Below are 23,129 nucleotides of genomic sequence, written 5' to 3' on the forward strand. Positions count from 1 at the left end.
GCACGGGAACTTCGCCGGTCGGGCAAGGAGCTCCGTGGACCGGCCGCCGCGTGCGGGTGGGCACGTTCGGTGGACGTGCCCGTCGGTCGGCTGCGTGGTGCCCAATGCCGTCACCCGCAGGGTCCGTCAGTCCGGCGGCTCCATCGGGTGAGGCCGGCCCGGCTTCGGCTCCGGAGGGTCGGGCTCATCCGGGCTGGGGGGCGCGGGCGGCTCAGGTGGCGGGACGGGTGAGCCGGGCGGCGTCGGGGGATCCGGTGGGCTTGGCGGCTCGACCGGTTTCGGCCCATCGGGTGGTTCGCCGGGGTCTGGGGGCTCTGGGCGTGGCCGGGGTTCGGGCGGCGGCACGGGGGCGACGTCGGGGTCCGTTGGTACAGGCACAGTTCCCATGATCACGGCTCCTACCGGCCAAGGCTGTGTACGAGTTTCCATGAGGATCGCTTTCGCGGAGCCGGCTCGCGGCCTCGCGCACCGCTCCGTCCAGGCCAATCCGGCCGCGGGCGATCATCAGCGCGAGCCGGTCGCTACCGGCGGCGAACGCAGCAGCGCACGCCGCCCAGTGCCACTGCTGGTGCCGGTGGTCACCACCATGCGGCAAGCGCCCGCGTGATGTGTCATACGGTGCGGGTTTCCCTGATCAACGCCGACAAACGGCCGTGGGACCGTGCCGTCGGGGTGGGCTGATCGTAGGGTCGAGAACAGGCAGACGAGGCTCGAGCGAGGGAGGCAACTGATGCCGGTCGTGACGCTGCTCCATGCCGATGGGCCTCCGCTCGTCATGAGCTACTGGCACCCGATCGCCTGCACCGAGGCGCTTGCCCATTTCGGCCACAGGCGGGCGATGGCGCGCAACCACGGAGTGAGCCGCAGGTGCGGTGACCAGTTGGTGAACAACGTGCCCGCCAATAGTGCGGACCGTGGCGGGGTCGGGGCCGGGGCGGTCAGAACGGCGAATCAGACGTTGTTCTCCCCGCTCTGGCCCGACATGCGGCCCCTCGGCAGCGCGTCCGGGCTGCCGCGGACGCGGAAGAGGCGCGCCTGGACGATCGTCCTCGCCTTCTCTGCCTCGGCGAGGGACCTTGCGGTGATGTGCCGTGTCATGGATGCCGATGACGTGCTCGACGCCGATACCAGCGCGGAGGGTGAGGACACCGGCAAGCCCGCCCCCGAACGCAGGCCTGTTGCTCTGAAGAAGGCGGGCGTGGGGCCGGCCCGAGCGCTGTTCGCCGGCCACAGCCCCACAGGACGTGCAGCCTGCGGCCCGGGCCAAGGCGCCGTTTGCCGCCATGCCGTCCCGCGGACCCGAGAAGCGGGCCCTGCGCGCGGCCGGCGCCTGGAAGACCACGTCGGTGTTGCCGCACCCCTCGCCTGTCTCAACGGCGGTGCGCTCGCGGCCCCTGCCCGCTACACGCCCGAATCCGTTTGGCCGCAGTGCCGTGAGTGAGATGTCCGGCGCCGACTACACGGTCTCTGTCGAGTTCTACGATCTGCTCCAGGCCGAAACCGACCGCCGTTTGGCAATACGGCGCTTCGCCGAGGCGGCCCGCCACGCCCGGCACGGGATCCTCGATGTCGGTGCGGGTACCGGGATCGTCACCGAGACCCTGCTGACCGCCTCCGCCGCGCCGATCCACGCCGTCGAGCCGGCGGCCCCGATGCGCGCGGCCCTGCTGTCCCGACTGGCTGGTCTGGGCGCTGACCAGCGTGCCCGCGTCACCCTTCACCCCGAGCCCATCGAGAGAGCCGGACTCGAGGAGGTAGCAGACCTGGCCATCGCCTCCAACATCATCGCCTGCCTCGACCCCGCCACCCGACGCTCCACCTGGCAGGCCGTCAGCCGCGCGCTCCTGCCCGGCGGGCTACTGCTCTTCGACCCTCCGCCCACCGAACTGCCGACCGGGCGCGAGAAGGTGGGACGACTCGGGCCGGTCCGGGTGGGCCCGGACCTCTACGGCGCGGACATCACCCGAGAACCCGATGCGGGGATCGTGCGGATGGTCTTCACCTATCACGTCGAACGAGACGGACGGGTATTGCGCCAGCAGCGGGAGACATTCGAACTGTGGACGGCCAGCGCTTCTCAGATCGGCGCAGAACTCGAGGCACAGGGCCTGCAAGTCGTGCACGCCCCCAGCCCCGATCTTCTGGCCGCGCGCCGTCCCGCACGTTGAGGAAGACATGTGGGCCCGGCGCTGGCGCACTCGGGCCTGTTGCGAAAGTTGATTCTCTTCACTGATGGTCATGTCCCGTGCGATGTGATGCTGCGTCTGAATACAGGCGGGCGAGGCTCTTGCGGAAGCCGTGCGCCTTGTCGGCGCGCACGCGGTCCGGCCCTGCATCGCCGCCCCCGGGGACGCCTGGGCGTACCGGATTGCGTCTGGCACGGTCTCGGGGCTGCACTCGGCCGCGAGCGACTCCCCGGGCGGTCTCCGCCATCGGGCACCAAAGTGAATCGATGGGATAGGGACGGGCACCGCCCCGATTCCCCCGCCACGGGGGGGGATCTACTGAGCCCGGTTGGCTGGTCACCGACTGTGGCGTCGGCCGGTGACAGCGCGATCCACGGACCCCATGACCCAAATTACTGGGCCGACCACGGCCAAGATGACGCCGATGGTCCACAGACCCGAAATGCGCATGAGGAGACCGATGACGAGCAGGATGATGCCGAGGGCGATCACGACGTGCGTCCCAACTCCGGTGTGCCCCGCTGTATCGACGTAACCTGTCGACAACCTTCGGCACTGGCCTCCAGCGAGCCGTCGCGCGACGCACGTCCCGTGTCCGCCATACCTACAGCCCGGCAGTCGGCGGGCCGTGCGACGCGACGCAGGCGGCGACCGAGTCGACGCCGGGTGGCCGCACCGTTTTCCAGAGCAGCTTCTCTGCCGCCATGGGTATTCGTGCTCCCGCAGTTCACTCCTGATGTCCCGTGTCTTCGCCCCCGCCTCGCTCCCGTGCCTCCTGCGCCTCGACTGTCGCATCCAGCTCACGCCGTTCACCGGCGGCACGGGCACGGTCCTTCGCAGTGGCCTCGGTGACGTCCAGGAAGACCTGGTCGGCGAGAGGCCACCGGTGCGTCATGTCCGACTTGATGCGGACGAGCACTTCTTCGACATCCTCGCTGTCCATACCGCCGACCAGGTCGACACGGACGGCGACAAGTGTGGAGCGGGTACCCAGACGCATGGTCAGCAGGGTGCTGACGGTATCGATCTCCCGCTGCTCGTCGAGGAACTCATGGATCTCGCGGCGCAGTACAGGGTCGGCAGCCTCCCCGATCAGCTGCTCGCGCGACTGGCTTGCCAGCTGGAACGCGACGAAGACGAGCAAGGCGCCGATGAGGATCGAGGCCCAGGCTTCGTAGGCGATGTTGTCGGTGAGCATGTGCAGGCCCACGCCGGCGATGGCGAACACGACACCCAGGCAGGCGGTGGAGTCCTCGGCGAGCACGGTCCGCAAGGCCGGGTCGTCGCCCGCGCGGATCTCGCGCACCATGCCGCGCGAGGCCTTTCGGGCATTGCCGCGGATCTGAACCAGAGCCCTCACCAACGAGGATCCCTCCGCGAGGAGCGCGACGCCGAGCACGGCGAGAACCACGACGTAGCCGGTGCGTGTCTCGGAGCCGCCTGAACGCAATGCCTCGATCCCCTGGAAGAAGGAGAAGCAGCCGCCCATCACAAAGATGCCGACGGCAGCGAGCAAGGACCAGAAATAGCGTTCCTTGCCATATCCGAAGGGATGTTTGGCGTCCGCGGGGCGGGTGCTGCGCTTGAGCGAGGCCAGCAGGAAGACCTCGTTGAGGCTGTCGGCCACCGAGTGCGCCGCCTCGGACAGCAGGGCGGGCGAGTGCGAGAAGAGCCCACCGAGCAGTTTGGCCAGCGCGATGACGAGATTGGCGCCGAGGGCGACATAGACGGTGACAGCCGTCCTGCTGTCCTCGTCCGGATCACTTCGCTGCTGGGCGTCAGACATCGTTCCACCTTGGTCGTGAGCAGGGGCGAGGCAATTCGAGAGCGGGGTCGGACCGGGCGCGCCTGAGCAGTCGGGGCGGCTAGCTGATGCCCGGAGCGGGGCGGGCTCCCCGCCCGACCACGGGCCGCACCCATCCTTGAGCCACGGACGCTGCGGGAGTCTACGACGGTCCTGCGGATCTCCCTGCCGGGCTGGACGCGAGCGTCCTCGCCCGGATGGAACGCGCGTCGTGCTGAAGCACGTGCAGACCTGCCGGAATTGTGTGCGGTACCCCTGCGACAGGGGGCTGGGCCAGTCGTGCCGTCAGGTCACCGAGCAGGGCGTAGATCTCGACCCCGTCCGCCGGTTGCGTGGTTGGCAGGGCCAAGCCCGTATCCCTACCAGAGGAGCGCCGTCAGCAGCGCGATGCCCGCCAGTGTGAACGCGACGTAGTCGCCGACGTGGCCCGACTGGAGACGGTGGAGGGGCGCGGCCCAGCGCGCCGGTTCGTCCGTCGCGGGCCGGCGCACCGCCGTCCAGGCGAGGGCGAGCGCCAGGGCCGAGGAGAGAAGGCCCAGGGTGACCCGGACTCCCGTCCAGTGGGGTGCGGGTGTGGCCGGGGGCGGCGTCGTTTCTGCCGTCCCAAGTACAGCGGCCGTGTATGCGGCGTGATCGGTGAATGCGTCGGCCGCCTGGCCCACGGCCGGCCACAGTTCTGGCACCACCCCCACGGCCAGCGCACCTGCCATGAGCGCTACGGGTACGGCGAGCATCGTGTCCGGGATGCGCCTCAGCGGGCCGCGTGTCTCCGGCTCCTCGTCCTTGCCTGACGTGGTCTCCAGGTTGCCGGAGGGATGGGGGCCCCAGCCCAGGAAGATTCGCGCGGAGGCACGTAGGACGGCTCCTCCTGTGAGTGCCGAGGCGGCCACGAAGACGGTGGTCGGCCACCACCCCGCGGCCTCCTCGGACACGGCTTTGCCCAGGCCCGTACCGAAGGGCGGCAGCCCGGCGAGAGCTAGCCCGCCCGCCGCGAAAAGCACGCCGACCAGGGGGAGTTGGCGTGCCCGGCCGTGGAGTTCGTGTTCGTCGACGCTGCTGAATCGGTCGAGGAGGATGCCCGCGCAGGCGAAGAGCGCGGCCTTCGCTCCCGCGTGGGCGAGGACGTAGAGGATGGTGCCGCCGAGGCCTTCCGGGCTGAGGACCGAGATGCCGATGAGGAAGAGGCCCGTGTGGGAGACGCTGGAGAACGCGAGCAGCCGCTTCAGGTGGCGTTGCTGCCAGCACATCACGGCACCCACGAGGGCGGTGAGCACGCCGAGGGTGAGCAGGGCGCGGTGCACGTCGGGCCCCGGGATGCCGCCGGGGCCGGCGAAGGCGGTCCAGTAGACACGTGCCGTGCCGTAGACGCCGAGCTCGACCATGACTCCCGACAGCAGGATGCAGACGGGCGTCGGGGCCACGGCGTGCGCGTCGGGAAGCCAGAAGTGGAACGGGACGGCCGCCGCCTTGACGAGGAGACCGGTGAGGACCAGGACGAAGGCGGCCAGGACCAGCACGTCAGGGCGTCCGTCGTTCGGGTGCGTGTCGAGACGTCCGCCGATCTGCGCGAGGCCGAGCTCACCGGTGCGTGCGTAGAGCAGGCCGATGCCGAACAGTGTGGTGTAGCCGCCCAGTGAATTGATGAGGCCGAACGTCAACGCGCCCTGAACCGCCCGGGCTTCCTCCACCCGGTAGCCGGTGAGGGCGTAGGCGACGACGCCCATGAGTTCGAAGAAGACGAAGGCGTTGAAAAGGTCACCGGTAAGGACGAAGCCGCACATGCCGGCCTGGAACAGCAGGATGAGGGCGGGGAACGAGCCCGCGTGCTGGTGCGGTGGTTCGTCGAAGTACCGCCAGGAGTAGGCGAGAGCGGCAACTACCAGGACGGAGGTGAGAGCGGCGAGTCCGACGCCGACCCGGTCGCCGACGAGCACGATCCCCACGCTCACGCCGTCGCGGGGCCGCCATCCGCCCATCCACTCGACTGCACGTGAGCCCGCCGACGGCGACAGTACGAGGAGGGTGACGGCCCACACGGCAGCGCCCGTGGAGAAGACGAAGCCCAGAACCTCGGCGGCGAACCTGGGCAGCCGTCGGCCCGCCGCGACCAGAAGTGCCGCGCCGAGGAGCGGGGTGGCCACGATCAGGGGCAGGAGTTGCGCGGCTGTCACCCTCGGAGCTCCGACAGTTCGTCCGGGTCGACGGTGCCGTGCCGTTTGGCGGTCTGGATGACGAGGGCGAGCAGCAGTGCGGTGACCGTGGCGCCCACGACGACGTCGGTGAGGGCGAGAGCCTGGACGACCGGGTCGACGACGGGGCGGGAGCCAGGGGTGATGTCGGAGAAGACGGGGGCGGTTCCGTTTCGGCGGTAGCCCACGGCGAGCAGCAGCACGTACGTCGAGCTCTGGCACACGGACAGGCAGCCCACCGCGTGGATCAGATTGCGGCTCGTGGCCAGCCCGTAGCAGCCGACGAGGAAGATCCATCCGGCGGCCAGATACGGAAGCACGCTCATGACCGTTTCGCCTCCTCGTCCTGTGACCCCGTCTCGCCCGACCCGCCGCCCTCGATCTCCAGGGCCTGGTCAAGGAACCGGGCGAGAAGCACGACGATCGCGCTGGCCACCTCCACGCCGATCGCGGCGTTGAGGAGCGGGACGGTGCCGCCGGAGGAGAGGGTGTTGAACGTCCCGTACGGCAGGAAGTTGGCGAGGAACGCCGACCCGGCGAGGAGTCCTGCCGTGCCGAGGAGAACGTACGCGGCCTCGCCCGCGGCATCCGCGATGGCGTACGCGGCGGCCGGTCTGATGCGCTCGAGTGCCTTGTAGTCGATGGCGATGTACAGGAGGTGCAGCGCGGTCGCCACGATGACGCCGCCCTGGAAGCCGCCGCCTGGGCTGAGCTGGCCGTGCGCGATGACGTAGAGGCCGATGAGCAGAGTGACGGGCAGGGCGATCAGCGCGTAGCGACGTACGTGTGGATCGACCTGGACCGTCTCGGGCGGTTCGCTGTGCTCGTCGCGGGTTTCGCGGAGCAGGACGACGGTGCCAAGGACGGCGGCGAACAGGATGGACTCCTCGCCGAGGGTGTCGAAGGCACGCTGGTCGAAGTTGACGGAGGAGATGACGTTGGCGGTGTGCCGGGCAAGGGCACTTCGGACCGCGCGCTCGCCGTACGGGTGCGAAGTGCCGCCGAAGCCGGGCAGGTCGAAAGCTGCGCAGGCGAGGAGGACGGCCACGCCGATGCTCCCCACCGCCAACAGCCACAGCCGTACCTTCCTGCTCACGTGGGCTCCCTCTTCCGCCCGCCGCGACGGCCACGCACTTTGCGGACGGCGAGCAGGAGCATCAGCGGCGTCAGCGCGGAGCCGACCGCGAGCTGCGAGAGGGCCACATCCGGAGACTGCAGTACGGTGAACAGGACGGCGAGCGCGAGCCCGAGTAGAGCCAGCACGAGTGCCTGACGGGCCGGGTCCTGGGTGAGGACGGCGGCGGTCGCGGCGGCGACGACGAGCGCGAGGGTCAGGACGACCAGCAGATCAGCCATCATGTGCCTCCCGTGGGAGGGACGACTTGCCCGACACTGCCCAGCCGGAGATCGTGTTTCCAGCAGTCAGCAGCGCCCCGATGACCAGCAGTTTCACGAGGGACCGTTCCGGGCCTGTCGCCACGCAGAGCGGCAGGACGACGAGCGGCGGGGCCGCCGCCGACAGGACCGTCATGGCGCTTGTCACCCGGGCGGTGGGCGGATCGGCCGCCAGTTCGTCGGCGAGCAGACGAGCGTAGACGAGCGTGCCGGCCGGTCCCAGGACCGCCAGGACCAGGCCGAGGTCGATGTACGAGGGGCGGGCGTAGCCCTGGGCGAGCAGCAGCATGACCAGGCACACGAGGAGGGTCGCGAGGTTCTGTGCGACGACCCGGCGCCGGAGAGGGCCGGTGGTCGCGCCCCAGAGGGCCGGGGCAACGCCGACTGCCAGCACTACTGCGGCCGCGAGGAGCCAGCCGTTCACTGGGCCCGTCCCAGATCGTGACCGAGGGGCGAGGGAAGGACGACGCGCGGCGTCACGCGGATCCGCTCCGCCCCGTCGCGGCCACGCGCGCGGCGCGGGCGCCGAAGGCGGCGAGCAGCGATGCGCACGATCCGACTACCCACTCCAGCAGGTCGACGCGGGAGATCAGGACGAGCCAGAGACCCGTCAACACCGCCCACCAGCCCACCACTTCGGCGGTGACACGAACCGCCGCAGAGCCCGCGACCGTACGAGCCATCAGCCCACCTCCCGAAAACCGGGTGCCCGGCTGTGAGGCTCTCATGCCGTCGCTTGACGTCGCGTCAACCTCGCCGGTGCCGGTTCGAGCGGTGTGCGCAGTGCGCTGCGGCCGTCCCGCCAGGTCTTCACGAGGTGTCTGCCCGCCGCGAAGGGCTGTGGGCTTCCTGCCGACCGGCCTTCGACAGTGAGGCTCACAAGGGGCGGAAGGTGATTGAGTGGTGTTCCAGTAGACATAGCGATGGCAAGCGGCGCGGTGGTCAACTGCTCGGCGGTGGCGGGTGACGCGGGCGCCGGCGGCTGCTCCGCGCGCTGGTGGACCGCGCGGCGCAGCGGCTCGACCATCGCGGTGTGTTCCAGGGCCGCACGCTCATAGGAGGTCCTAGAAGAGGCCGCCGCCCCCTGCCTTGCGGCCACGATTGTCGGGGGATGCCGCGGGAGTGTAGGCGTACGCGGTGCGGATGTGCCCGTCGCGGGCGTGGACGACGACCTGCGCGGGGGTGTGCTCCTTGGCCCGGTCCCGAGGCCGTGTTCGGACAGACGGTGGCAGGATGGGGAGAAGTGGACTCGCCGCTTGGGCTCTTTGGGATTGGCGGTGTTCTAGGTGATCTGTATCGGTGTGGTGCAGACGGCGCTGGCCGGTGGTTCCTCCGGCAGTCGCCCCGGCGACGAGACATCGAAGGAGTACACCGCGAGGGTGCTGGACTGGCCGGGCGGGCGGGTACTTGTCGGCGCGTTCGGAGGCGTCCTGGCCATCGTGGGCGTGGTGACACCGGTGCGCAGTCTGATGCGCAAGTTTGAGAAGAATCTCCGGGCGGGGGAGATGAGCCCGGCGGCGCGGCGGGTCGTCGCGGCGGTGACTGGCCTGTTCGTCCTGCTGGCCGCGGTGCGGTTCGACCCCAGCCAGGCCAAGGGCCCGGACGAGACGTTGCGTTCGTTCGCCACTACGCCTGCCGGGCCCGTACTGCTGATCGCCGCGGCGGTGGGCCTCGTACTGTTCGGCCTGTACTCGTTCTGCGAAGCCCACTGGCGCAAAGCCGCTGAGCACGGGACTCCGGCAGAACAGCCGACCGAGGCTGCGGGCTCGGGGACACGGGCCAGTGCGCCCTAGCAAGGGGAACTCGTCCGGTGGCGTGGGCCGTTCGTCTCCTTTCGGGCGGCTACGGCGCGCGATGCGCCGTGTGCGGGCCGGGCGTCGGTGGGTTCACGTCGGCAACCTCGACCTGTGGCAGCGTTCGCTGGGCTTCGCGGCGCTCGGGTTCCTGACACTGGTGCCCCTGTTGATCGTCGTGTCCGCGGCGGATCCGGCGAGCGGGCGGGGGTTCGCGAAGTGGCTGGGGGACGGGCTCGGCGTAACAGAGGCAGCCAGGGGGGACATCGAGCGGTTGTTCGCTCTGCCGGGCCAGACATTGCGGACCACGACGGCGTTCGGCCTTGCCGTGCTCGCCGTGTTCGGTCTGTCGTTCGGGGCGGCGGTGCAGAGCGGCTACGAGAAGGTCTGGGATCTGCCCCCGGCCTGCTGGTGGGCCAGGTGGCGGCACGTGGTGTGGCTCGCTGTCCTCATCGGATTCCTCTTCCTGTCTGCGATCACACCGCTGTGGCAGGCGGCTCCGGCCCGCGGGGTGATCACGGTGCTGAGTGGCACTTTGTTCTTCTGGTGGTCCCAGCGGATGCTGCTCGGCGGCCGCGTCTCCTGGGTCGCCCTGTTGCCCGGGGCGGTGACCACCATGGCCGGGCAGCTCGGCCTCCGAGTCTTCTCCCGGCTCGTTTTCTCACCGCTGATCGCATCGAGCGCCGTCACCTACGGCCCGATCGGAACCGTCCTGGTCGTCCAGTCCTGGCTGGTCGGCGTCGGAGTCGTCGTGCTCGGTGGTGCGCTGGCCGGTCGTCTTCTTCAAGATGAGCTCCCCCGCGTGGCCCATGCACTGAAACGGCGAAGATGAGGTTCGACCCTTGTGAGGCCGATGCCTCCCAGACCACCTGTCCGGTGACCAGGTGCAGGATCATGGTGGCGGCGGCAAACAGAGCACGTAGGACCGCTGTGCCATCCCCGAGCGCGGACGATGTGGCCGAGGGCAGACCGGCCCCCAATCCCGTTAGGGGAGCCAAGGTGGTCGCCGGGTTCCTCTCCGGCTCGCCCGCGCTGCTGTCGGAGGCGGCCCATTCTGTGGCCGACAGCATGAACGAGGCCTTCGTGCTCGCCGCTCTGCACCGCAGCAGACGCCTGGCCGACCCGCAACACCTGTTCGGCTACGGCAAGGAACGCAATTTCTCGACGCTGCCGGCCGCGGTCGGCAGCGTCGTCATGGGCGGCCGCTTCTCCTTCGTCCAGGGCATTGAGGCACTGCCTTCGCACCATCAGGAGTCCATCAGTGGCTACGAAGCGGGACTCTCGGTGCTGGGGCGTAGCCCTACTGGCTGAAGGCGGCTCGCTCCTGCGGGCAGTTCACCAGGTACATCACGGGCGTGGCGGGGCCCGCAACGATCCGGCGCTACGCACCGTCGTCGCTGAGGCGGCCAGGACGAGCGCCAGCCACGGCGGGCGAGCTCCCTCCGCAGAACCCGGGATCCGGCAAGGCGGGGCAGCCGGTCGAAGTACGCGCCGTAGAGCGCGGTGTGGGCGGCACTGAGTATCTCGTCCTGGTCGCGGTCGCGCCTGTCGTGCATCGCGACGTGATGACCGGCTTGCCGGCACGCTTCCCACCAGGCGGTCACGCACAGGTGAGATGGGTCGACGCTCGCCGAGGTCATGCGTGAGGCGATCGGTGACCGTGATGTTCGCGTTCACGTTCCGCTCGATCATGTGCAGAGCGGCGCCGGCCAGGTCCGCGTGGATGTGGGCGACCCGCCCGGCGCAGCAATCGAGCGATGCATCTCGGCAGAGCGAATCTTGCCTGGCCTACCAGTAATGTCGCCGACCTCCGACCGCGTGTCCCAGGGCGCCGAGAAGGAAGAAGATGGCTCCGATCGCGACGAGGATGATGCCGATCGTCCACAAGATCGCGATGTTCGCGACGAAGCCGATGATGAGCAAGATAACGCCTAGGATGATCATGATCACGCCCCTTGGCCGCTTCCGATTCCTCTTCAGGCTGGTCCCGCCGAGTCGGGCTCCGCAACTGTTCAGGCGGTGAGCAGACGGTTGAAGAACGACCGATAGTGGCGCAGGGCCACGCGCAGGTCTTCGGTGTCCGCCCGCTCGCCCCGGCTCCACTGCTCTTCGAGCTCCTGTTTGCGATCGGCGAACGTCGTGGCCAGGGTCTGCATGACCTCCGCGACCAACGCGTCAGCGGAATGCACGGCGTCACGCGGATCGTCCACGAACTTGCTCTGGACCTCTTGCCAGTGTGAGCGGAAGCCTTCCTCGTCCTCCGGGCTGAGGAGCTGGGTGGGTTCCTCCTCGGGCGGTGCGTCCGTTTCCGTCTTCTCGCCCTCGGTCTCGGAGGGTTCGGCCGACGGAACGGGGGTGCTCTCGCCGGGGAAGGCAGGCGCCTCGCTCCGAGCTTCTACGGCTTCGTCCTGTGGTCGGTCGGCGCGGTCCGGGGTCTGGGCGAGGTCCTCCGTTGACAGTCCGCTCGATCGGTCAGATTTGCCGTCGCTCTGCATGTCTCCTCCGTCCCTGGCCGCGTGCATGGCCGCATCTCACGAGGGTGAGGTCGTTCAGATACGGGCGTGGCGGGCTTGGCCGCCGCCGTTGGAGAGCAACTCGTCGAACAGGGCGCGGTAGTGCACCATGGCGCCCCGTAGCTGCTCGGTGGTCGCTCTGTGCTCAGTGCTTTGGGCGTCGACTTCGTGGGCTGCCCGGTAGTGCTCCAACGTGCGCCCGTGTTCGACCGAGAGATCCTTGAGCTGTTGGTCGAAGTTCTCGGTGGGATAGCCGCGCTCACGCATCAGGGATGTCACCAGATGGTCCGCGTCGTGCACCGCGTCCTCGGGCCGGTCCACGAACTCTTGTTGGACATTGGTCCAGTCCCGGCTGTATCGGTCTCGGGCGCCGCTGTCCAAGGGCTTGATGTCCAGCGAGTCGTGGTGTTTCTCGCGTGCTCTGAGTTCGCTTTCGCCGGCCCTGCGACTGTCCGAGCCCTCGATCGTTCGCTCGTACTCCGGACCGAAACGCTCGCGCAGACGGCGACGGCGCATCACGAGAACGCCCGCCACTGCGAGCAGCGCAATTATCACCACGACGGGGATGATGATCGCCAGAAGTGTCCCAGTCGACATGAGGATGAACCTCCCTCTATGCGCCAATTATGACCATTTTAGCTTTGCCTCTTAATGTGAGCGATGCGGGCGGTGCCGTCCGCAACACCTCCCGCCAGACGTGTTGTGTCAGGCGGGGGCAGGCAGCGTCGCGAGGTCGCGAACAGGGCGAATGTTGTCTGATCCGGCACCAGGTGCGGGATCAGAGCCGGCGCACGCGCGGCAGCGGTGACGTTCCGTGCCCGGTACAGCAGGCAGGGCGCCCCAGGCAGCGTGAAGGTGGTTCAGCGGATTCTTGCGAGGAGCCCCGGGCGTTCACGCCCGGGAGGAATCGCCTCCACGGGGTGCGACGCGGAGCGTCGCCGTGACGTGCCGCAGGCCATGACGGCCGCGGAGCGGCCGGGAGTCGTTCCGGCGGAGCCGGGCTACGGCGTGTGCGCGGTCAGGGCCGGGGCAGGTATCGCTCGTTCGGGTGAGGTGGGGCGAACGTGTGGTGGGTCTTCGTCCAGGTGTATAGGTTCGGTGATCGTGAAGCTGGTGGTGCGGGTGAAGCTGCTGCCGACGCCCGTACAGGCGGCGGCACTTGAGGCGACCCTGCATGCTTGCAACGAGGCCGCCACGTGGGCCGCGTCCGTCGCGTTCGAGAAAGAGGCGCGACGTCCGCTTGAGCTCCGCAAGCACACCTATGCCGAGATCCGCTTCCGGTGGGGGCTTGGCGCGCAGGCCGCCCAGCACGCGATCAAGAAGACCTGCGACGCCTACACCACCTTGAAGGCGAACCTGCGTAACGGCCGGAACGGACGGCCCGGGACCAGGCGGCATGTCCGGGCCTCGGGCAAGCCGGTCGCCTTCCGGCCCCAGGCGGCGCAGTCTTACGACGACCGGATGCTGTCCTGGCAGCACCAGGCACGCACCGTGTCGATCTGGACCACCGCGGGCCGGCTCAAGGGCGTGGCGTACACGGGGCAGGCCGGGCAGCTGGAGGTCCTGGCCGCGCACCGCAAGGGTGAGTCCGACCTGGTGTGCCAGGACGGGAAGTGGTTCCTGATCGCGACGTGCGAGATCGCCGAGGGGGATCTGAACACTCATCCGGCCGGGTTCCTCGGGGTGGATCTGGGGATCGTGAACGTCGCCGCCACCTCCGATGGCGAGCGCCACTGCGGCAGGCAGGTCAACCGCAAGCGGGAAGAGGACCGCAACCTGCGGTCCAAGCTGCAGCAGAAGAACACCAAGTCCGCCAGAAGGCGGGCGAAGAGGCATGCGGGCAAGGAAGCCCGGCGCGCCAAGGACATCAACCACAAGATCAGCAAGCGGATCGTGGCGGAGGCTGAACGCACCGGTCGCGGGATCGCCCTGGAGGTACTCACGGGCATCCGCGAGCGGGCACGGCTGAGAAAGCCCCAACGCACCACGCTCCACTCCTGGCCCTTCGCGCAACTCGGCTCTTTCATCGCCTACAAAGCGAAGCGGGCCGGGGTGCCGGTCGTGTACGTCGATCCGGCCTACACCAGCCAGGAATGCTCGCAATGCCATCACACCGCACGCGGCAACCGGCCCGCCCAGGCCGTCTTCTCGTGCCGGGTCTGCGGATTCGTTGATCACGCAGACCACAACGCGTCCCACAACATCGCCCACCGCGGCTGGATGGCGTGGGTCTGCGGGGCCCAGTCAATGGCCCCCGAACTCACCCTCATCGCGTGAGAACTGGACGCAGCCGAACCCATCACAGCCAGTGATGACTCGAGCAGCAAGCCCGATCGTTTCACGACCGGGTAGTTGACCGGGGTGTGTGCTTATCGCGGGCCGGCAGCGTTGCACCCTTCGCACCGCTCGCCGCCAACTTCCCGCGTCGCCGAACCAGTCGCACGACGGACAAGACCACCATCAAGACGCTCTACGTGGTCACCAGCCTCGCTCCCCGGCAGGTCACCCCGCAACGGATCGCCGAACTGATGCGCGGAAACTGGCAGTTCGAGGCCCTGCACCACGTGACAGACGTGACCTTCGCCGAGGACGCTTCCTGCGTCCGCACCAGCACTGCACCCCGCGCGATGGCCACCATCCGCAAGCTCGTCAGCGGCCTCATCCGCCAGGCCGGCTGGACGAACAGCGCCGCCGCGACCGGCCGCTACCGGTCACGAACAGACCACGCACTCCCACTACTCGATCTTGAAGCCTGAGTGGACGTTAAGTCCGTTTCTGGTAGCGGCCTCGTCCGGGTTGGGTGAGGAAGCCTTGGCGGACGAGGCGTCCGAGACGAGCACGGGTGACGTTGACCGATGCCTCGTCGGTGGGCATGCCGAGGAGTTCGTGCAGCTCACGGGCCCGGAACTCCTGGTCGGGGTGCTGGTTGAAGGCGTTCACGATGGCCTGGTAGGCGGTGTTCGTCGCGGGCGGTTCGGGTTCGTCTCCTGCCGGTGCGAGGTCGGCGATGACCTTCTGGGTAGTGGTCAGCTCCGCGAGCCGCGCTTCGGTCTCGGCCAGGGCAGCGGTCAAGTGCTCGATCTGGCCGCGTAGTTCACCGGCCCGGGCCGTGGTCTCGTCGTGCTGGACCTGGAGGTTGGCCAGGAGCTCGGTGATGTTCATGCGGCCAGCTCGAGGGTGTCGCGCCAGGCCGGACTCGGTGTGGTGAGGCGGCGGGTCATGTTCGCGATGGAGGCCCAGTAGACGCGCGAGGTGGAGGTGTCGGTGCGGTGGTCGTACTCGCGGGCCAGGCGCCGGTGCAGCATCAACGTGCCGTTGACCTGCTCCACAATCCACCGCTTCGGCTGTGGAACGAAGCCTATGCCCTGGCCGTCGGGATTGCGGCGGACGACCTCGACGTCGATGTCCAACAGGGCCCCGTGGATGATGACCTGGTCCTTGAAGCCCTGGTCCACCAGGGCCTTCTCCAACCGGTTCCCGCACCGCTCGGCGGCCTGGTCAAGCAGGGCGGTGCCGGCGGCGTTGTCGTGGGCGGACGCGGCCAGCACCACGACGCCGATGACCAGCCCCAGCACATCCACGGCCAGCCCCCGCTTGCGCCCCGACACCTTCTTGTTCGCGTCCAGCCCCGTCGTGGTCTTCGGGACACCCGCGGCCGCGCGCACGGACTGGGTGTCGATGATCACGAGGGACGGGTCCTCTAACCGGCGGGCCTTCTCCCGTACCTGGCAGCGCAGGAGTTCCTGAATCCGCTGGTCGAGCCCGCCCTCGCGCCACAGCGTGAAGTAGTACAACACCGCTGACCAGGCCGGGAAGTCATGCGGAAGGAGGCGCCACTGGCAGCCCGTCCGGTTCTGATAGAAGATCGCGTTCACGACCTCCCTCAGGTCACAAGACCCGGGATCTCCGGTCGCCGACCGGGCCACCCGGTCCCGCTTCCAGGCCGTGATCATCGGTTCGATCAACGCCCACTGCTCGTCCGATAAGTCGCTGAGGTACGGCTCTCTCTTCACGCCTCGCATCTCAACATGGACATGCCCAGCAGGCGGCCTGCGCAGCGATCAGTACCACGATCGAGCGATCACGAACCGAGGAAGATCGGACTTAACGTCCACTGAGAACACATCAACCCTGCTGGTGTGACCTGTGCCGTCCGCCTATCGGTTCCAGTGGGCGTGGATGCAGAGCGGCCGTTCGCACAGTGGCTACTGCTGCTCCCACTGTTCCTTGGTGATCTCGTACCGCACGCCCCCGTGCTCGGAGCCCTCGACCATCTTCATGTCGGGGGGAGTGGGGATGGTGTCCGCGAGCGTCATTTCGAGCTTCTCCATGATGTTGCGCGAGGCGTGGTTCACGGCCATCGTCTCAGCCCAGACCATGCGCACACCGAGCCCTGTGAACGCCTTGCCCAGCAAAGCCCGCGAGCCTTCGGTGGCATAACCCTTACCCCAAGCCGCCTGCCGCAGCCGGTAGCCGAGTTCGACCTCGTCCAGCGGGCCCTGCGGCTCGGGACGCAGGCAGAACCAGCCGATGAACGCGCCGCCGTCCTTCTCGTACGCGGCGAACAGTCCAAGATCGCCGCGCCATCTCTCGTAGCCGCCGATGATGTTTGGCAGGTGGCGCTCGCGGACAATCTCCGGGGCGGTCGGACTACCCCCGGTCAGATAGCGCATCACCGCGGCGTCGCTGTCCAACTCGATCAGCAAGTCCGCGTCGTCGGTGGTGAAGCGACGCAGGGTCAGGCGCTCAGTCTCCAGGTAGGTGTCCACAGAGTTGATCATGCCTGGAGCAGGGCGGGCCGTTCAACGGCTTTACTCGGATACTGCGGGCGAACCTCGAGATGCCGCCGCGGAATCCCCGCGGCGGCCGACACCGTGATGGCGCGCTTGCGGACCTCAGCCGTGGTGGGCACTTGACTGTCTTCTCAACCCTCGGGGCCCGGCCTTCGCCCCGCTCCTCGCCGAACCCGTGCGGAACCACTGGTCGGTTGAGGGCCTGCACCACGTGCGAGACGTCACCTTCCGCGAAGACGCCTCCCGCGTTCGCATCGGCACCGCGCCGCGCGTCCCGCCGTGGTCACCCTGCGCAATCTGACCCTCGGGCTCATCCGCCAGTCCGGCTGGACCGACATCGCCGTCGCAACAGGCCACTACTGGTCACGCCCCGACCACGCCACCGCACTTCTCGATCTCGCAGCCTGAGAACGCATCAGCCCTGGGCTCAGCCCCTGTTGGCACCGCACCGCATCGGCGGCCAGACGAGGCCGGCCGAAAGACACCAGGTATGCACCAGGGTGCTGGGGGCGGCGGAGATCAGCCGGGTCGGGGTGCGCACCCGGACCGCCCGCCAGTACCCGGTGGCACGCCTGCTGGGGCGTCGGAGACTGTGTCGTGGGCGTGGCCCTGGTCGAACACAGCCGTCCGCCACCGCCGATGCCGTACATCCATGGCCAGCACCCCACTGAGGGTCATTTTCACGACAACTGTCACCTCACCGTCGCGATGCCCTCCGGCGGCTGACCACGACCAAGCCGCCGGACAGCTCCGGAGAACCCGGCCGCCCGCCTGGGCGCGGGAGCGCGGCGATATGCGGGCGGAGAGCCTCACGGTCCGCCTGACGGGCCGTCCGACAGCGGGAAGGGGAAGCAGTGGTCGTGCCTGGCTGCACGACGGGGGAGCGGCGGGGATCTTCCGGCTGCCCATGGCCCGGAGCCCGGATTGCACCTTTCCCAGCGCGTCTCCCGCTCCGAAGGAACGACGCGCCGACGCTATTCGTCGGCGGGCCAGGAGCCGCGGGGGTGACCGGCGGGAAACCGCTCCAGGACGGTGCGGGAGGGCGAGACGGCCGTCTGCTCCCCGAGTCGATCGGAAATTCGCGCAGTGGCACGCCTTCTACGACGGAAAGCCGGTCGAGCCAGTGCTGTGCGCACGGCGCTGCACGGTCATGGGAATGCGCACAGGGGCACGACGCAGGTTCCGAGCACCCGTTGCCTCCGACATCCACTCCAGGGCGCACTTCTGTCACCCGGTTGGAGTACTGGCCGAGCCTGCCGGTGCGGCAGCGTGAACACTCCGTGTCATAGGTCTCACGGAAAGCGAGAATGGAATGGCAGCATTTCCGGTCCCTGGTTCAAGGCGCCGAATACGTCGCGCACAGGTCATGATGGCCGGGTGCGCCGTGACCCTGTGCACGAGCGTGGCGGCCCCCGTTGCCGCGGACGGCGGCACGACCACGGCCAAACCCACCATCGTGCTGGTGCACGGGGCGTTCGCGGACGCTTCCAGCTGGAACGGGGTCGTCGAACGGCTCCAGCGCCGTGGCTACACCGTCATCGCTCCCGCCAACCCGCTGCGCGGGCTGTACAGCGACTCCGCCTACATCGCCTCCGTGCTGGACAGCATCAAGGGCCCGATCGTGCTGGCGGGTCACTCATACGGCGGCGCGTTGATCAGCACGGCCGCCGAGGGCAACCCCCAGGTGAAGTCCCTCGTGTATGTATCGGCGCTGATGCCCGACGTGGGCGAGAGCGGAATGACCCTGGGGGCCAAGTTCCCCAGCGAACTCGGCACCGCCACGAAGTCCGTTCCGTACCGGGCCGGCGGCGTCAGCGGGACGGACCTGTACCTCAAGCCCGACAGAATCCATCCAGTCTTCGCCGCCGACCTGCCGGAAAGCACCACGAAGGTCATGGCGGTCACCCAACGACCTGCGGCAACGACTGCGTTCTCGGAGACGGCCAAGGTGGCCGCCTGGAAGCACATCCCGTCGTGGTTCCTCGTCGCGAAGCAGGACAAGACCATCAATCCCGACCAGGAACGCTTCGAGGCGAAACGTGCCGGTTCACACATGGTGGAGATCGACTCCTCCCACGTGGCCATGATCTCCCACCCCGACGCGGTCACCGACCTCGTCCTCCAAGCCGCCACGGCGGCCGATTCCGCCCGGCCTGCTCTGGCCGCCACCGGAACCACTCATGACGCCCGGGCCAAGACCGCACTCACCGGCATCGCCGCCGCCTCGTTGATCGCCGGCACAGGAGCCGTTGTCCTGGGCCGCCGCCTGAGGCGCTCCCGGCCCTGACATTGCTCCGGGACGGCGTCATCCCGCGGTGGCGTCAATACACCTAGCCCGCCTGTCGCCACACCGTCATGTCCGCGGACACAAAGGCGATGTCCGGCATCGCGGTCGACTTCGTCTCGATCACGAGCAGCGCGATGTCCCCGTTGCGGTGCCTCACGCAGATCTCGGTGCCCGACGCCGCCCCGGCGAGCGGGAGATGATGGTGCGTTTGACTCTTGGTGAGGCGGCGGCACTCGTCGAGATCCGCGCCCGGCTCGCCGAAGATCATGGTGAACACGCTGGTGTCGCTGTCCAGCGCGCAGCCGGCGTCCTTCGCGCAGGTGAAACGGATGTCCCCCGCGCGGTCCTTGCGCTGGAACGGTTCCTTGAAGCTCAGCGAGTTCTTCGCGTCAAGCCACTGCCCCGAGTGGGGCTCGCCCCGCACCGGCCCGGCCGTGGTGGGGGTGTCGCCCGCCGTGGCTCCCGTCTTGTCCGATTCCTTGTCGGCCCCGTCGCCGTCTGCCCCCGACACCTTCCCCGCTGCCTGAGGTGACGCCGATGACGACGCGGACGCGCCCGCCGAGGCCCCCCGATCAGCCCCCGCCGACGTCCCCGCACGACCCGAGCCCGTATTTCCCCGGTCGCGGAACACGCCCGCCGCGTCCATGACCGTCCACGCCAGAACCGAGAGGACCAGCACGGCCGCCGTCACGGCCACGCCCACGACGAGTCTGGCCCCACGTCTTCGTGACGGCGCCGGGTCCGAGCCCGTCGGCGCCGCCCATGGGTCGAGCGCCTGCGACGGCTCCGCGGCGACCAGGGGCAGCGTGTGCGCCGGTGTGAGATCGGGTACCGGCGGCGGCACCGTCACCTCTGGCCCCATGACCTCGCGCCAGACGGTCGGCCCCGCGCCCGCGTCGGCGTCCTCGCCCAGCTGCTGCCGGCACCACTCCACGACCTCCGCGGGGGTGGCCCGTTCCGCCGGATCGGCGGCCAGGCAGCGGGCGATCAGCGGACGGAGCCGAGCGGGCAGCAGCGACAGATCGGGCTCGGAGTGCACGATGCGGTACAGCACGCTGACCCCGGGACCATCCCCGTACAGCGGCTCACCGAGCGCCGCGAATGCCGCGGTCTGGCCGAGGGCGAACACGTCGGTCGCCGCTGTGACCTCGCCCCCGGACGCCTGCTCGGGAGCCATGAACTGCGGAGTGCCGATGGTGGACCCCGTGGCTGTGTACGAACTGACGCCCGCGGCCAGCGAGATGCCGAAGTCGATCACGCGTGGCCCGTCGGACGCGAGCAGGACGTTCGACGGCTTCAGGTCGCGGTGCACGATCCCCGCGCCGTGGATGGCCTGGAGAGCCTCGGCGACTCCGGCCATCAGCCACAGCACCGCGGGCACCGGCAGCGCCCCGCCCCGGCCGACAGCTTCCGCCAGCGAGGGTCCGGGTACGTACAGCGTGGCCAGCCAGGGCGGTGCGCCGTCGGCGTCGCCGTCGATCAGCTCCGCGGTGTACGCGCCCCTGACCCGCCGGGCGGCCTCCATCTCCCGACGGAAACGCCGCCGGAAGGCGGGGTCGTCGGCCAGTTCGGGCCGGACGACCTTGATCGCCAACGGCCGGCCGCCCAGCGTGTGTGACAGATAGACCCGTCCCATGCCGCCTGCGCCGAGGCGCGCGGCCAGCCGGTAACCGGCCACCACGGACGGATCGTCCGCCTGCAGCGGCTCGAACACCTCATGCGCGTCGCACATCGCCACGCGTCACCCCCTGCTCCCCGGGATCACCTGATCCCGGATCCCCTGACCCCCTGGTCAGCAAGCGAGTTGATGCCGACCGACGGCAGTAGCCTAAGCCGTCCCCGCTCCTGGGGGATCTACCTGCCGAAGTGGTTTTCGGCTCGCGTGGCCGAGGCTGCGGCCAGCTCGTCCACGTCGAGGTCGTCATGTCGTCGACCTTCTCGAGGTACTCGGTCACGGAGTGCTCCGAGCGAGGAGCGGCCAGGGTGCTGTGCGACGGGGACGCCAGACTTGTGATCTGCGCAGGGGGCGGCGCCCACACCGTGATCGAGCTGGGTGCTGCCGAGCTTGGCCGGCTCGTGGCGGAAGCAGTGACAGCCGAGATCGGCGCTTTGGTCGACTTCGACCTGATCGACGAGGGCGTGAAGGTCGGCGACGTCGAGGCGTTCGCGACCTGCCGGGCCGTTGCCCGGACCGGGCCTGCACGCCGGTGCCTGGGACCCGATCGTGAAACTGCCCGAGTGCAGCAACGCCGCCGTGTCGACGGCACTGCTCCCGGGCCTCGCGTCCGCCGAGAAGGAGGCCAACCGGGTCCTGGCCGCCGGACGCGTCCTCGTCGAACGCGGCTTTGCCCACCTGAAGAGCTGACGGGCCCTCACCAAGTTCCGTATTGATCCCGCCCGCGCCCCCACCTGTTTCGCGCGCTGCTCGTCCTGACGAACATCGAGGCCACTGCCGACAATTGATCTCTACCGCAGGTAGCCCACGATCAGCACACGCTTTGGAACAGCGTCACCGGGCCGGGATCGGCTGAGTGAGGTTCACCGGGTTGCCGTCGGGGTCCTGGATGTGGGCGACGCGCTGTCCCCACGGCATGTCGTTGGGGCCGCTGCGGACCGAGCCGCCCAACGCCTCCACTCGACCGAGCGTCTCGTCGACGTCGTCGACACCGATGCTGAGCAGGATCCGCGACGCCGCCCCGGCCCCCGGGTCCGCCTTGGCCACCAGCCCGAGGTCGCTGTCGCCGATGCGCAAGCCGAGGTAGAAGGCCGGGCCTTCCGCCGGTACCCGGAAGGTCTCCTCAGCGCCGAACAATTTCGTATAGAAGCCGAGCAGAACGTCCTGGTCGGCAGTCACGATCACTGGCTGGATGGTGGACATGGCACTCCTGTCGAGAACGGTCGTGTCGCTGGGTAGACCGATCGAGGACGGTGAACTCATCGGCAAAACCACCCCGCCGGACGATCTACAGCACAGACTGCCGCCCACGAACAGCACGAGCACCCCGACACGCGGTCACGCCACCCCGCTGACCAGCCACTTCCAGATGGCGGAGCTTCATTGATGCATGAGCGCGTTCTGAACCCACGCGATGAGCACTCGGGGGAACAATGAGCGGAATGAGCGATATCAGTGACAGCTACATATCTCCAGCCACGCTGGAACAGATCCGTGGTGTGGTGGTCGAGTGGAGTCGCACGTGGGGAGAGGTATCTCCGTCGAATATCCGCGTCGTTTCCACGAATCGAGATGATGCGGCGGAACTCCTTCGCCCCGGCGTGCGCTCCGAGCCCGCCCCTTGCTATCTCGTGTTTCTTGAGGGCTGCTTTCGCATCGCGTGGACTCTCAAGCTTCCAGACACGACCAAGGCGTGGGCCGCACTGCATATAGACCCGCGATTCATGTCCGCGACCTCCTACACAGTGCGGCCCCTGGATGACGTCCCTGTGCGTCAGATGAGTGACCTTGGAACGGTCTACGCGCTCGACTGCATGGCCGCGTGACTCACGGGCACGGTTTTTCCGAGGAACGCCCCAGTCGTGGGCGGTGTCGCAGGGGAGTAGTCCAGTACTTCGTACTTCCCCAGGAAGGATTTCCGCAGATAAGTGACCGCGTAGTTGGCCTCCGTGCCCGACGGCTTTGGTGGTGGCTCTTCCAGGGGTGGGCGTCATACAACGCGTTTGCGCGCTCGGCCTCCTCGAACTCGGCATCGGACACCGGCCGTTCGAGCCAGCGGTAGTAGGGCTGCCGGGGGAGCTGGAGGACCCGGCACGTGACCGTGACGGGAATACCGTCCCCGGCGAGCACTTTCACGAGCGGGTAGATCCTTTTCCCGGCACATTCGCCTGCGACAGGTAGGCCGCAGCCCGGCGCAGAACCTCGTTCTCCTGCTCCAGCAGTTTGATCCGCCGAAGCGCCTCCCGCAGGTTCGCGCTCTCCTGGCTGGTCGTTCCGGATTTCACCCCGTCGTCGATGTCCGCACGCCGCATCCACTTCGACAGTGTCATCACATGGACACCGAAGTCTGCGGCCACCTGCTCCAGCGTCACGCCCGGTCCGCAGTCCGCGCGACCCGCAGAACATCGTCGCGGAACTTTTCGCGATAGGGCTTGGGCACAGCGACACCCTTCCCACCCGCCCCACAGGGCCGGCCAGTTCAGATGTCACCCGA

Annotated in this window: 28 protein-coding genes and 2 pseudogenes; 13 read left to right on the top strand and 17 right to left on the bottom strand. The window is 68.7% G+C overall.

What is annotated here, in order from left to right; genetic code table 11:
- Nucleotides 1–427: 427 nt before the first annotated feature.
- From OG574_RS45325 to OG574_RS45335, 3 genes are all read left to right on the top strand, one after another.
- Nucleotides 428–607, top strand: coding sequence for a hypothetical protein (locus OG574_RS45325; RefSeq protein WP_326778033.1), 180 nt, complete (start codon nucleotides 428–430; stop codon nucleotides 605–607).
- Between the two features lie 123 nt (nucleotides 608–730).
- On the top strand, nucleotides 731–1,441 hold the full coding sequence (locus OG574_RS45330; protein ID WP_326778034.1) for a hypothetical protein: 711 nt from the start codon (nucleotides 731–733) through the stop codon (nucleotides 1,439–1,441).
- A gap of 1 nt (nucleotide 1,442) precedes the next feature.
- A complete protein-coding gene (locus OG574_RS45335; RefSeq protein WP_326778823.1) occupies nucleotides 1,443–2,168 on the top strand; it encodes a class I SAM-dependent methyltransferase in 726 nt (241 codons plus the stop codon).
- Between the two features lie 354 nt (nucleotides 2,169–2,522).
- Here the strand turns inward: OG574_RS45335 and OG574_RS45340 are convergent, their stop codons facing one another.
- From OG574_RS45340 to OG574_RS45375, 8 genes are all read right to left on the bottom strand, one after another.
- Nucleotides 2,523–2,678 carry a DUF6131 family protein gene (locus OG574_RS45340; protein ID WP_326778035.1) on the bottom strand — a complete coding sequence of 52 codons (156 nt, stop codon included), beginning with the start codon at nucleotides 2,676–2,678 and terminating at the stop codon, nucleotides 2,523–2,525.
- A gap of 235 nt (nucleotides 2,679–2,913) precedes the next feature.
- On the bottom strand, nucleotides 2,914–3,972 hold the full coding sequence (locus OG574_RS45345) for a cation diffusion facilitator family transporter (protein ID WP_326778036.1): 1,059 nt from the start codon (nucleotides 3,970–3,972) through the stop codon (nucleotides 2,914–2,916).
- A gap of 377 nt (nucleotides 3,973–4,349) precedes the next feature.
- A complete protein-coding gene (locus tag OG574_RS45350; RefSeq protein ID WP_326778037.1) occupies nucleotides 4,350–6,161 on the bottom strand; it encodes a complex I subunit 5 family protein in 1,812 nt (603 codons plus the stop codon).
- Nucleotides 6,158–6,505 carry a sodium:proton antiporter gene (locus tag OG574_RS45355; RefSeq protein ID WP_326778038.1) on the bottom strand — a complete coding sequence of 116 codons (348 nt, stop codon included), beginning with the start codon at nucleotides 6,503–6,505 and terminating at the stop codon, nucleotides 6,158–6,160. The genes OG574_RS45350 and OG574_RS45355 overlap by 4 nt, the downstream gene beginning before the upstream one ends.
- Complete coding sequence (locus OG574_RS45360; RefSeq protein WP_326778039.1) at nucleotides 6,502–7,275, bottom strand: MnhB domain-containing protein; 774 nt, start codon at nucleotides 7,273–7,275, stop codon at nucleotides 6,502–6,504. Before OG574_RS45360 ends, OG574_RS45355 begins: the two co-directional genes overlap by 4 nt.
- Nucleotides 7,272–7,535 carry a DUF4040 domain-containing protein gene (locus OG574_RS45365; RefSeq protein ID WP_326778824.1) on the bottom strand — a complete coding sequence of 88 codons (264 nt, stop codon included), beginning with the start codon at nucleotides 7,533–7,535 and terminating at the stop codon, nucleotides 7,272–7,274. The genes OG574_RS45360 and OG574_RS45365 overlap by 4 nt, the downstream gene beginning before the upstream one ends.
- Complete coding sequence (locus OG574_RS45370) at nucleotides 7,528–7,998, bottom strand: MrpF/PhaF family protein (RefSeq protein WP_326778040.1); 471 nt, start codon at nucleotides 7,996–7,998, stop codon at nucleotides 7,528–7,530. The genes OG574_RS45365 and OG574_RS45370 overlap by 8 nt, the downstream gene beginning before the upstream one ends.
- Before the next feature lie 52 nt (nucleotides 7,999–8,050).
- Nucleotides 8,051–8,257 carry a hypothetical protein gene (locus OG574_RS45375; RefSeq protein WP_326778041.1) on the bottom strand — a complete coding sequence of 69 codons (207 nt, stop codon included), beginning with the start codon at nucleotides 8,255–8,257 and terminating at the stop codon, nucleotides 8,051–8,053.
- A gap of 603 nt (nucleotides 8,258–8,860) precedes the next feature.
- On the opposite strand from OG574_RS45375, the gene OG574_RS45380 reads away from it, so the two are divergent.
- From OG574_RS45380 to OG574_RS45390, 3 genes and pseudogenes are all read left to right on the top strand, one after another.
- The gene (locus OG574_RS45380; protein WP_326778042.1) at nucleotides 8,861–9,367 is read left to right on the top strand and encodes a DUF1206 domain-containing protein; all 507 of its coding nucleotides are present in this window, start codon (nucleotides 8,861–8,863) and stop codon (nucleotides 9,365–9,367) included.
- Between the two features lie 61 nt (nucleotides 9,368–9,428).
- A complete protein-coding gene (locus tag OG574_RS45385; protein ID WP_326778043.1) occupies nucleotides 9,429–10,199 on the top strand; it encodes a YhjD/YihY/BrkB family envelope integrity protein in 771 nt (256 codons plus the stop codon).
- Between the two features lie 62 nt (nucleotides 10,200–10,261).
- Nucleotides 10,262–10,769: pseudogene (locus tag OG574_RS45390) on the top strand (cation diffusion facilitator family transporter); the annotation flags it as partial.
- Nucleotides 10,770–11,155: 386 nt separating this feature from the next.
- Here the strand turns inward: OG574_RS45390 and OG574_RS45400 are convergent.
- From OG574_RS45400 to OG574_RS45410, 3 genes are all read right to left on the bottom strand, one after another.
- Complete coding sequence (locus OG574_RS45400) at nucleotides 11,156–11,311, bottom strand: DUF6131 family protein (protein WP_326778825.1); 156 nt, start codon at nucleotides 11,309–11,311, stop codon at nucleotides 11,156–11,158.
- Nucleotides 11,312–11,379: 68 nt separating this feature from the next.
- Nucleotides 11,380–11,862, bottom strand: coding sequence for a hypothetical protein (locus tag OG574_RS45405; protein ID WP_326778044.1), 483 nt, complete (start codon nucleotides 11,860–11,862; stop codon nucleotides 11,380–11,382).
- A gap of 54 nt (nucleotides 11,863–11,916) precedes the next feature.
- Nucleotides 11,917–12,477: a hypothetical protein gene (locus tag OG574_RS45410; protein ID WP_326778045.1), complete on the bottom strand. Its 561-nt coding sequence runs from the start codon at nucleotides 12,475–12,477 to the stop codon at nucleotides 11,917–11,919.
- Between the two features lie 507 nt (nucleotides 12,478–12,984).
- Between OG574_RS45410 and OG574_RS45415 the strand changes: the two genes are divergently transcribed.
- Nucleotides 12,985–14,157 (top strand): RNA-guided endonuclease InsQ/TnpB family protein, encoded by a 1,173-nt coding sequence (locus OG574_RS45415; RefSeq protein WP_326778046.1) that lies wholly within the window; start codon nucleotides 12,985–12,987, stop codon nucleotides 14,155–14,157.
- A gap of 197 nt (nucleotides 14,158–14,354) precedes the next feature.
- Complete coding sequence (locus OG574_RS45420; protein WP_326778047.1) at nucleotides 14,355–14,636, top strand: hypothetical protein; 282 nt, start codon at nucleotides 14,355–14,357, stop codon at nucleotides 14,634–14,636.
- A 7-nt stretch (nucleotides 14,637–14,643) separates the two neighbouring features.
- Here OG574_RS45420 and OG574_RS45425 read toward each other — a convergent pair whose 3' ends face one another.
- The 3 genes from OG574_RS45425 to OG574_RS45435 form a co-directional block, all read right to left on the bottom strand.
- Entirely contained in the window at nucleotides 14,644–15,042 is a 399-nt protein-coding gene (locus OG574_RS45425) for a hypothetical protein (RefSeq protein WP_326778048.1), read from the bottom strand.
- A complete protein-coding gene (locus tag OG574_RS45430) occupies nucleotides 15,039–15,893 on the bottom strand; it encodes an IS5 family transposase (protein WP_442816900.1) in 855 nt (284 codons plus the stop codon). The genes OG574_RS45425 and OG574_RS45430 overlap by 4 nt, the downstream gene beginning before the upstream one ends.
- 192 nt (nucleotides 15,894–16,085) lie before the next feature.
- On the bottom strand, nucleotides 16,086–16,649 hold the full coding sequence (locus tag OG574_RS45435; RefSeq protein ID WP_326778826.1) for a GNAT family N-acetyltransferase: 564 nt from the start codon (nucleotides 16,647–16,649) through the stop codon (nucleotides 16,086–16,088).
- Nucleotides 16,650–16,952: 303 nt separating this feature from the next.
- On the opposite strand from OG574_RS45435, the gene OG574_RS45440 reads away from it, so the two are divergent.
- Both OG574_RS45440 and OG574_RS45445 read left to right on the top strand, forming a co-directional pair.
- Nucleotides 16,953–17,081, top strand: coding sequence for a hypothetical protein (locus OG574_RS45440; protein ID WP_326778050.1), 129 nt, complete (start codon nucleotides 16,953–16,955; stop codon nucleotides 17,079–17,081).
- Nucleotides 17,082–18,057: 976 nt separating this feature from the next.
- A complete protein-coding gene (locus tag OG574_RS45445; protein ID WP_326778051.1) occupies nucleotides 18,058–18,960 on the top strand; it encodes an alpha/beta fold hydrolase in 903 nt (300 codons plus the stop codon).
- Between the two features lie 43 nt (nucleotides 18,961–19,003).
- Here the strand turns inward: OG574_RS45445 and OG574_RS45450 are convergent, their stop codons facing one another.
- Nucleotides 19,004–20,692 (bottom strand): serine/threonine-protein kinase, encoded by a 1,689-nt coding sequence (locus tag OG574_RS45450; protein WP_326778052.1) that lies wholly within the window; start codon nucleotides 20,690–20,692, stop codon nucleotides 19,004–19,006.
- Between the two features lie 362 nt (nucleotides 20,693–21,054).
- On the opposite strand from OG574_RS45450, the pseudogene OG574_RS45455 reads away from it, so the two are divergent.
- Nucleotides 21,055–21,156 (top strand): annotated as a pseudogene (locus OG574_RS45455) (cysteine synthase family protein); the annotation flags it as partial.
- A 28-nt stretch (nucleotides 21,157–21,184) separates the two neighbouring features.
- Nucleotides 21,185–21,325, top strand: a complete 141-nt coding sequence (locus OG574_RS45460) for a hypothetical protein (RefSeq protein WP_326778859.1) — start codon at nucleotides 21,185–21,187, stop codon at nucleotides 21,323–21,325.
- Between the two features lie 144 nt (nucleotides 21,326–21,469).
- On the opposite strand, the gene OG574_RS45465 is transcribed toward OG574_RS45460, so the two are convergent.
- Nucleotides 21,470–21,838 (bottom strand): VOC family protein, encoded by a 369-nt coding sequence (locus OG574_RS45465; protein ID WP_326778053.1) that lies wholly within the window; start codon nucleotides 21,836–21,838, stop codon nucleotides 21,470–21,472.
- Nucleotides 21,839–22,077: 239 nt separating this feature from the next.
- On the opposite strand from OG574_RS45465, the gene OG574_RS45470 reads away from it, so the two are divergent.
- Entirely contained in the window at nucleotides 22,078–22,461 is a 384-nt protein-coding gene (locus OG574_RS45470; protein ID WP_326778054.1) for a hypothetical protein, read from the top strand.
- A 306-nt stretch (nucleotides 22,462–22,767) separates the two neighbouring features.
- On the opposite strand, the gene OG574_RS45475 is transcribed toward OG574_RS45470, so the two are convergent.
- Nucleotides 22,768–23,007 (bottom strand): hypothetical protein, encoded by a 240-nt coding sequence (locus OG574_RS45475; RefSeq protein WP_326778055.1) that lies wholly within the window; start codon nucleotides 23,005–23,007, stop codon nucleotides 22,768–22,770.
- Nucleotides 23,008–23,129: the final 122 nt, after the last annotated feature.

The organism is Streptomyces sp. NBC_01445 (genome assembly GCF_035918235.1).
In the GTDB taxonomy this organism is placed as follows: Bacteria; Actinomycetota; Actinomycetes; order Streptomycetales; family Streptomycetaceae; genus Streptomyces.

What these genes read in the sequence shown, in the direction of transcription:
- OG574_RS45325 (WP_326778033.1), top strand. Translation starts at nt 428, where the DNA reads ATGAGGATCGCTTTCGCGGAGCCGGCTCGCGGCCTCGCGCACCGCTCC.
- OG574_RS45330 (WP_326778034.1), top strand. Translation starts at nt 731, where the DNA reads ATGCCGGTCGTGACGCTGCTCCATGCCGATGGGCCTCCGCTCGTCATG.
- OG574_RS45335 (WP_326778823.1), top strand. Translation starts at nt 1,443, where the DNA reads ATGTCCGGCGCCGACTACACGGTCTCTGTCGAGTTCTACGATCTGCTC.
- OG574_RS45345 (WP_326778036.1), bottom strand. Translation starts at nt 3,972, where the DNA reads ATGTCTGACGCCCAGCAGCGAAGTGATCCGGACGAGGACAGCAGGACG.
- OG574_RS45355 (WP_326778038.1), bottom strand. Translation starts at nt 6,505, where the DNA reads ATGAGCGTGCTTCCGTATCTGGCCGCCGGATGGATCTTCCTCGTCGGC.
- OG574_RS45365 (WP_326778824.1), bottom strand. Translation starts at nt 7,535, where the DNA reads ATGGCTGATCTGCTGGTCGTCCTGACCCTCGCGCTCGTCGTCGCCGCC.
- OG574_RS45375 (WP_326778041.1), bottom strand. Translation starts at nt 8,257, where the DNA reads ATGGCTCGTACGGTCGCGGGCTCTGCGGCGGTTCGTGTCACCGCCGAA.
- OG574_RS45385 (WP_326778043.1), top strand. Translation starts at nt 9,429, where the DNA reads ATGCGCCGTGTGCGGGCCGGGCGTCGGTGGGTTCACGTCGGCAACCTC.
- OG574_RS45400 (WP_326778825.1), bottom strand. Translation starts at nt 11,311, where the DNA reads ATGATCATCCTAGGCGTTATCTTGCTCATCATCGGCTTCGTCGCGAAC.
- OG574_RS45405 (WP_326778044.1), bottom strand. Translation starts at nt 11,862, where the DNA reads ATGCAGAGCGACGGCAAATCTGACCGATCGAGCGGACTGTCAACGGAG.
- OG574_RS45410 (WP_326778045.1), bottom strand. Translation starts at nt 12,477, where the DNA reads ATGTCGACTGGGACACTTCTGGCGATCATCATCCCCGTCGTGGTGATA.
- OG574_RS45425 (WP_326778048.1), bottom strand. Translation starts at nt 15,042, where the DNA reads ATGAACATCACCGAGCTCCTGGCCAACCTCCAGGTCCAGCACGACGAG.
- OG574_RS45450 (WP_326778052.1), bottom strand. Translation starts at nt 20,692, where the DNA reads ATGTGCGACGCGCATGAGGTGTTCGAGCCGCTGCAGGCGGACGATCCG.
- OG574_RS45465 (WP_326778053.1), bottom strand. Translation starts at nt 21,838, where the DNA reads ATGTCCACCATCCAGCCAGTGATCGTGACTGCCGACCAGGACGTTCTG.
- OG574_RS45470 (WP_326778054.1), top strand. Translation starts at nt 22,078, where the DNA reads ATGAGCGATATCAGTGACAGCTACATATCTCCAGCCACGCTGGAACAG.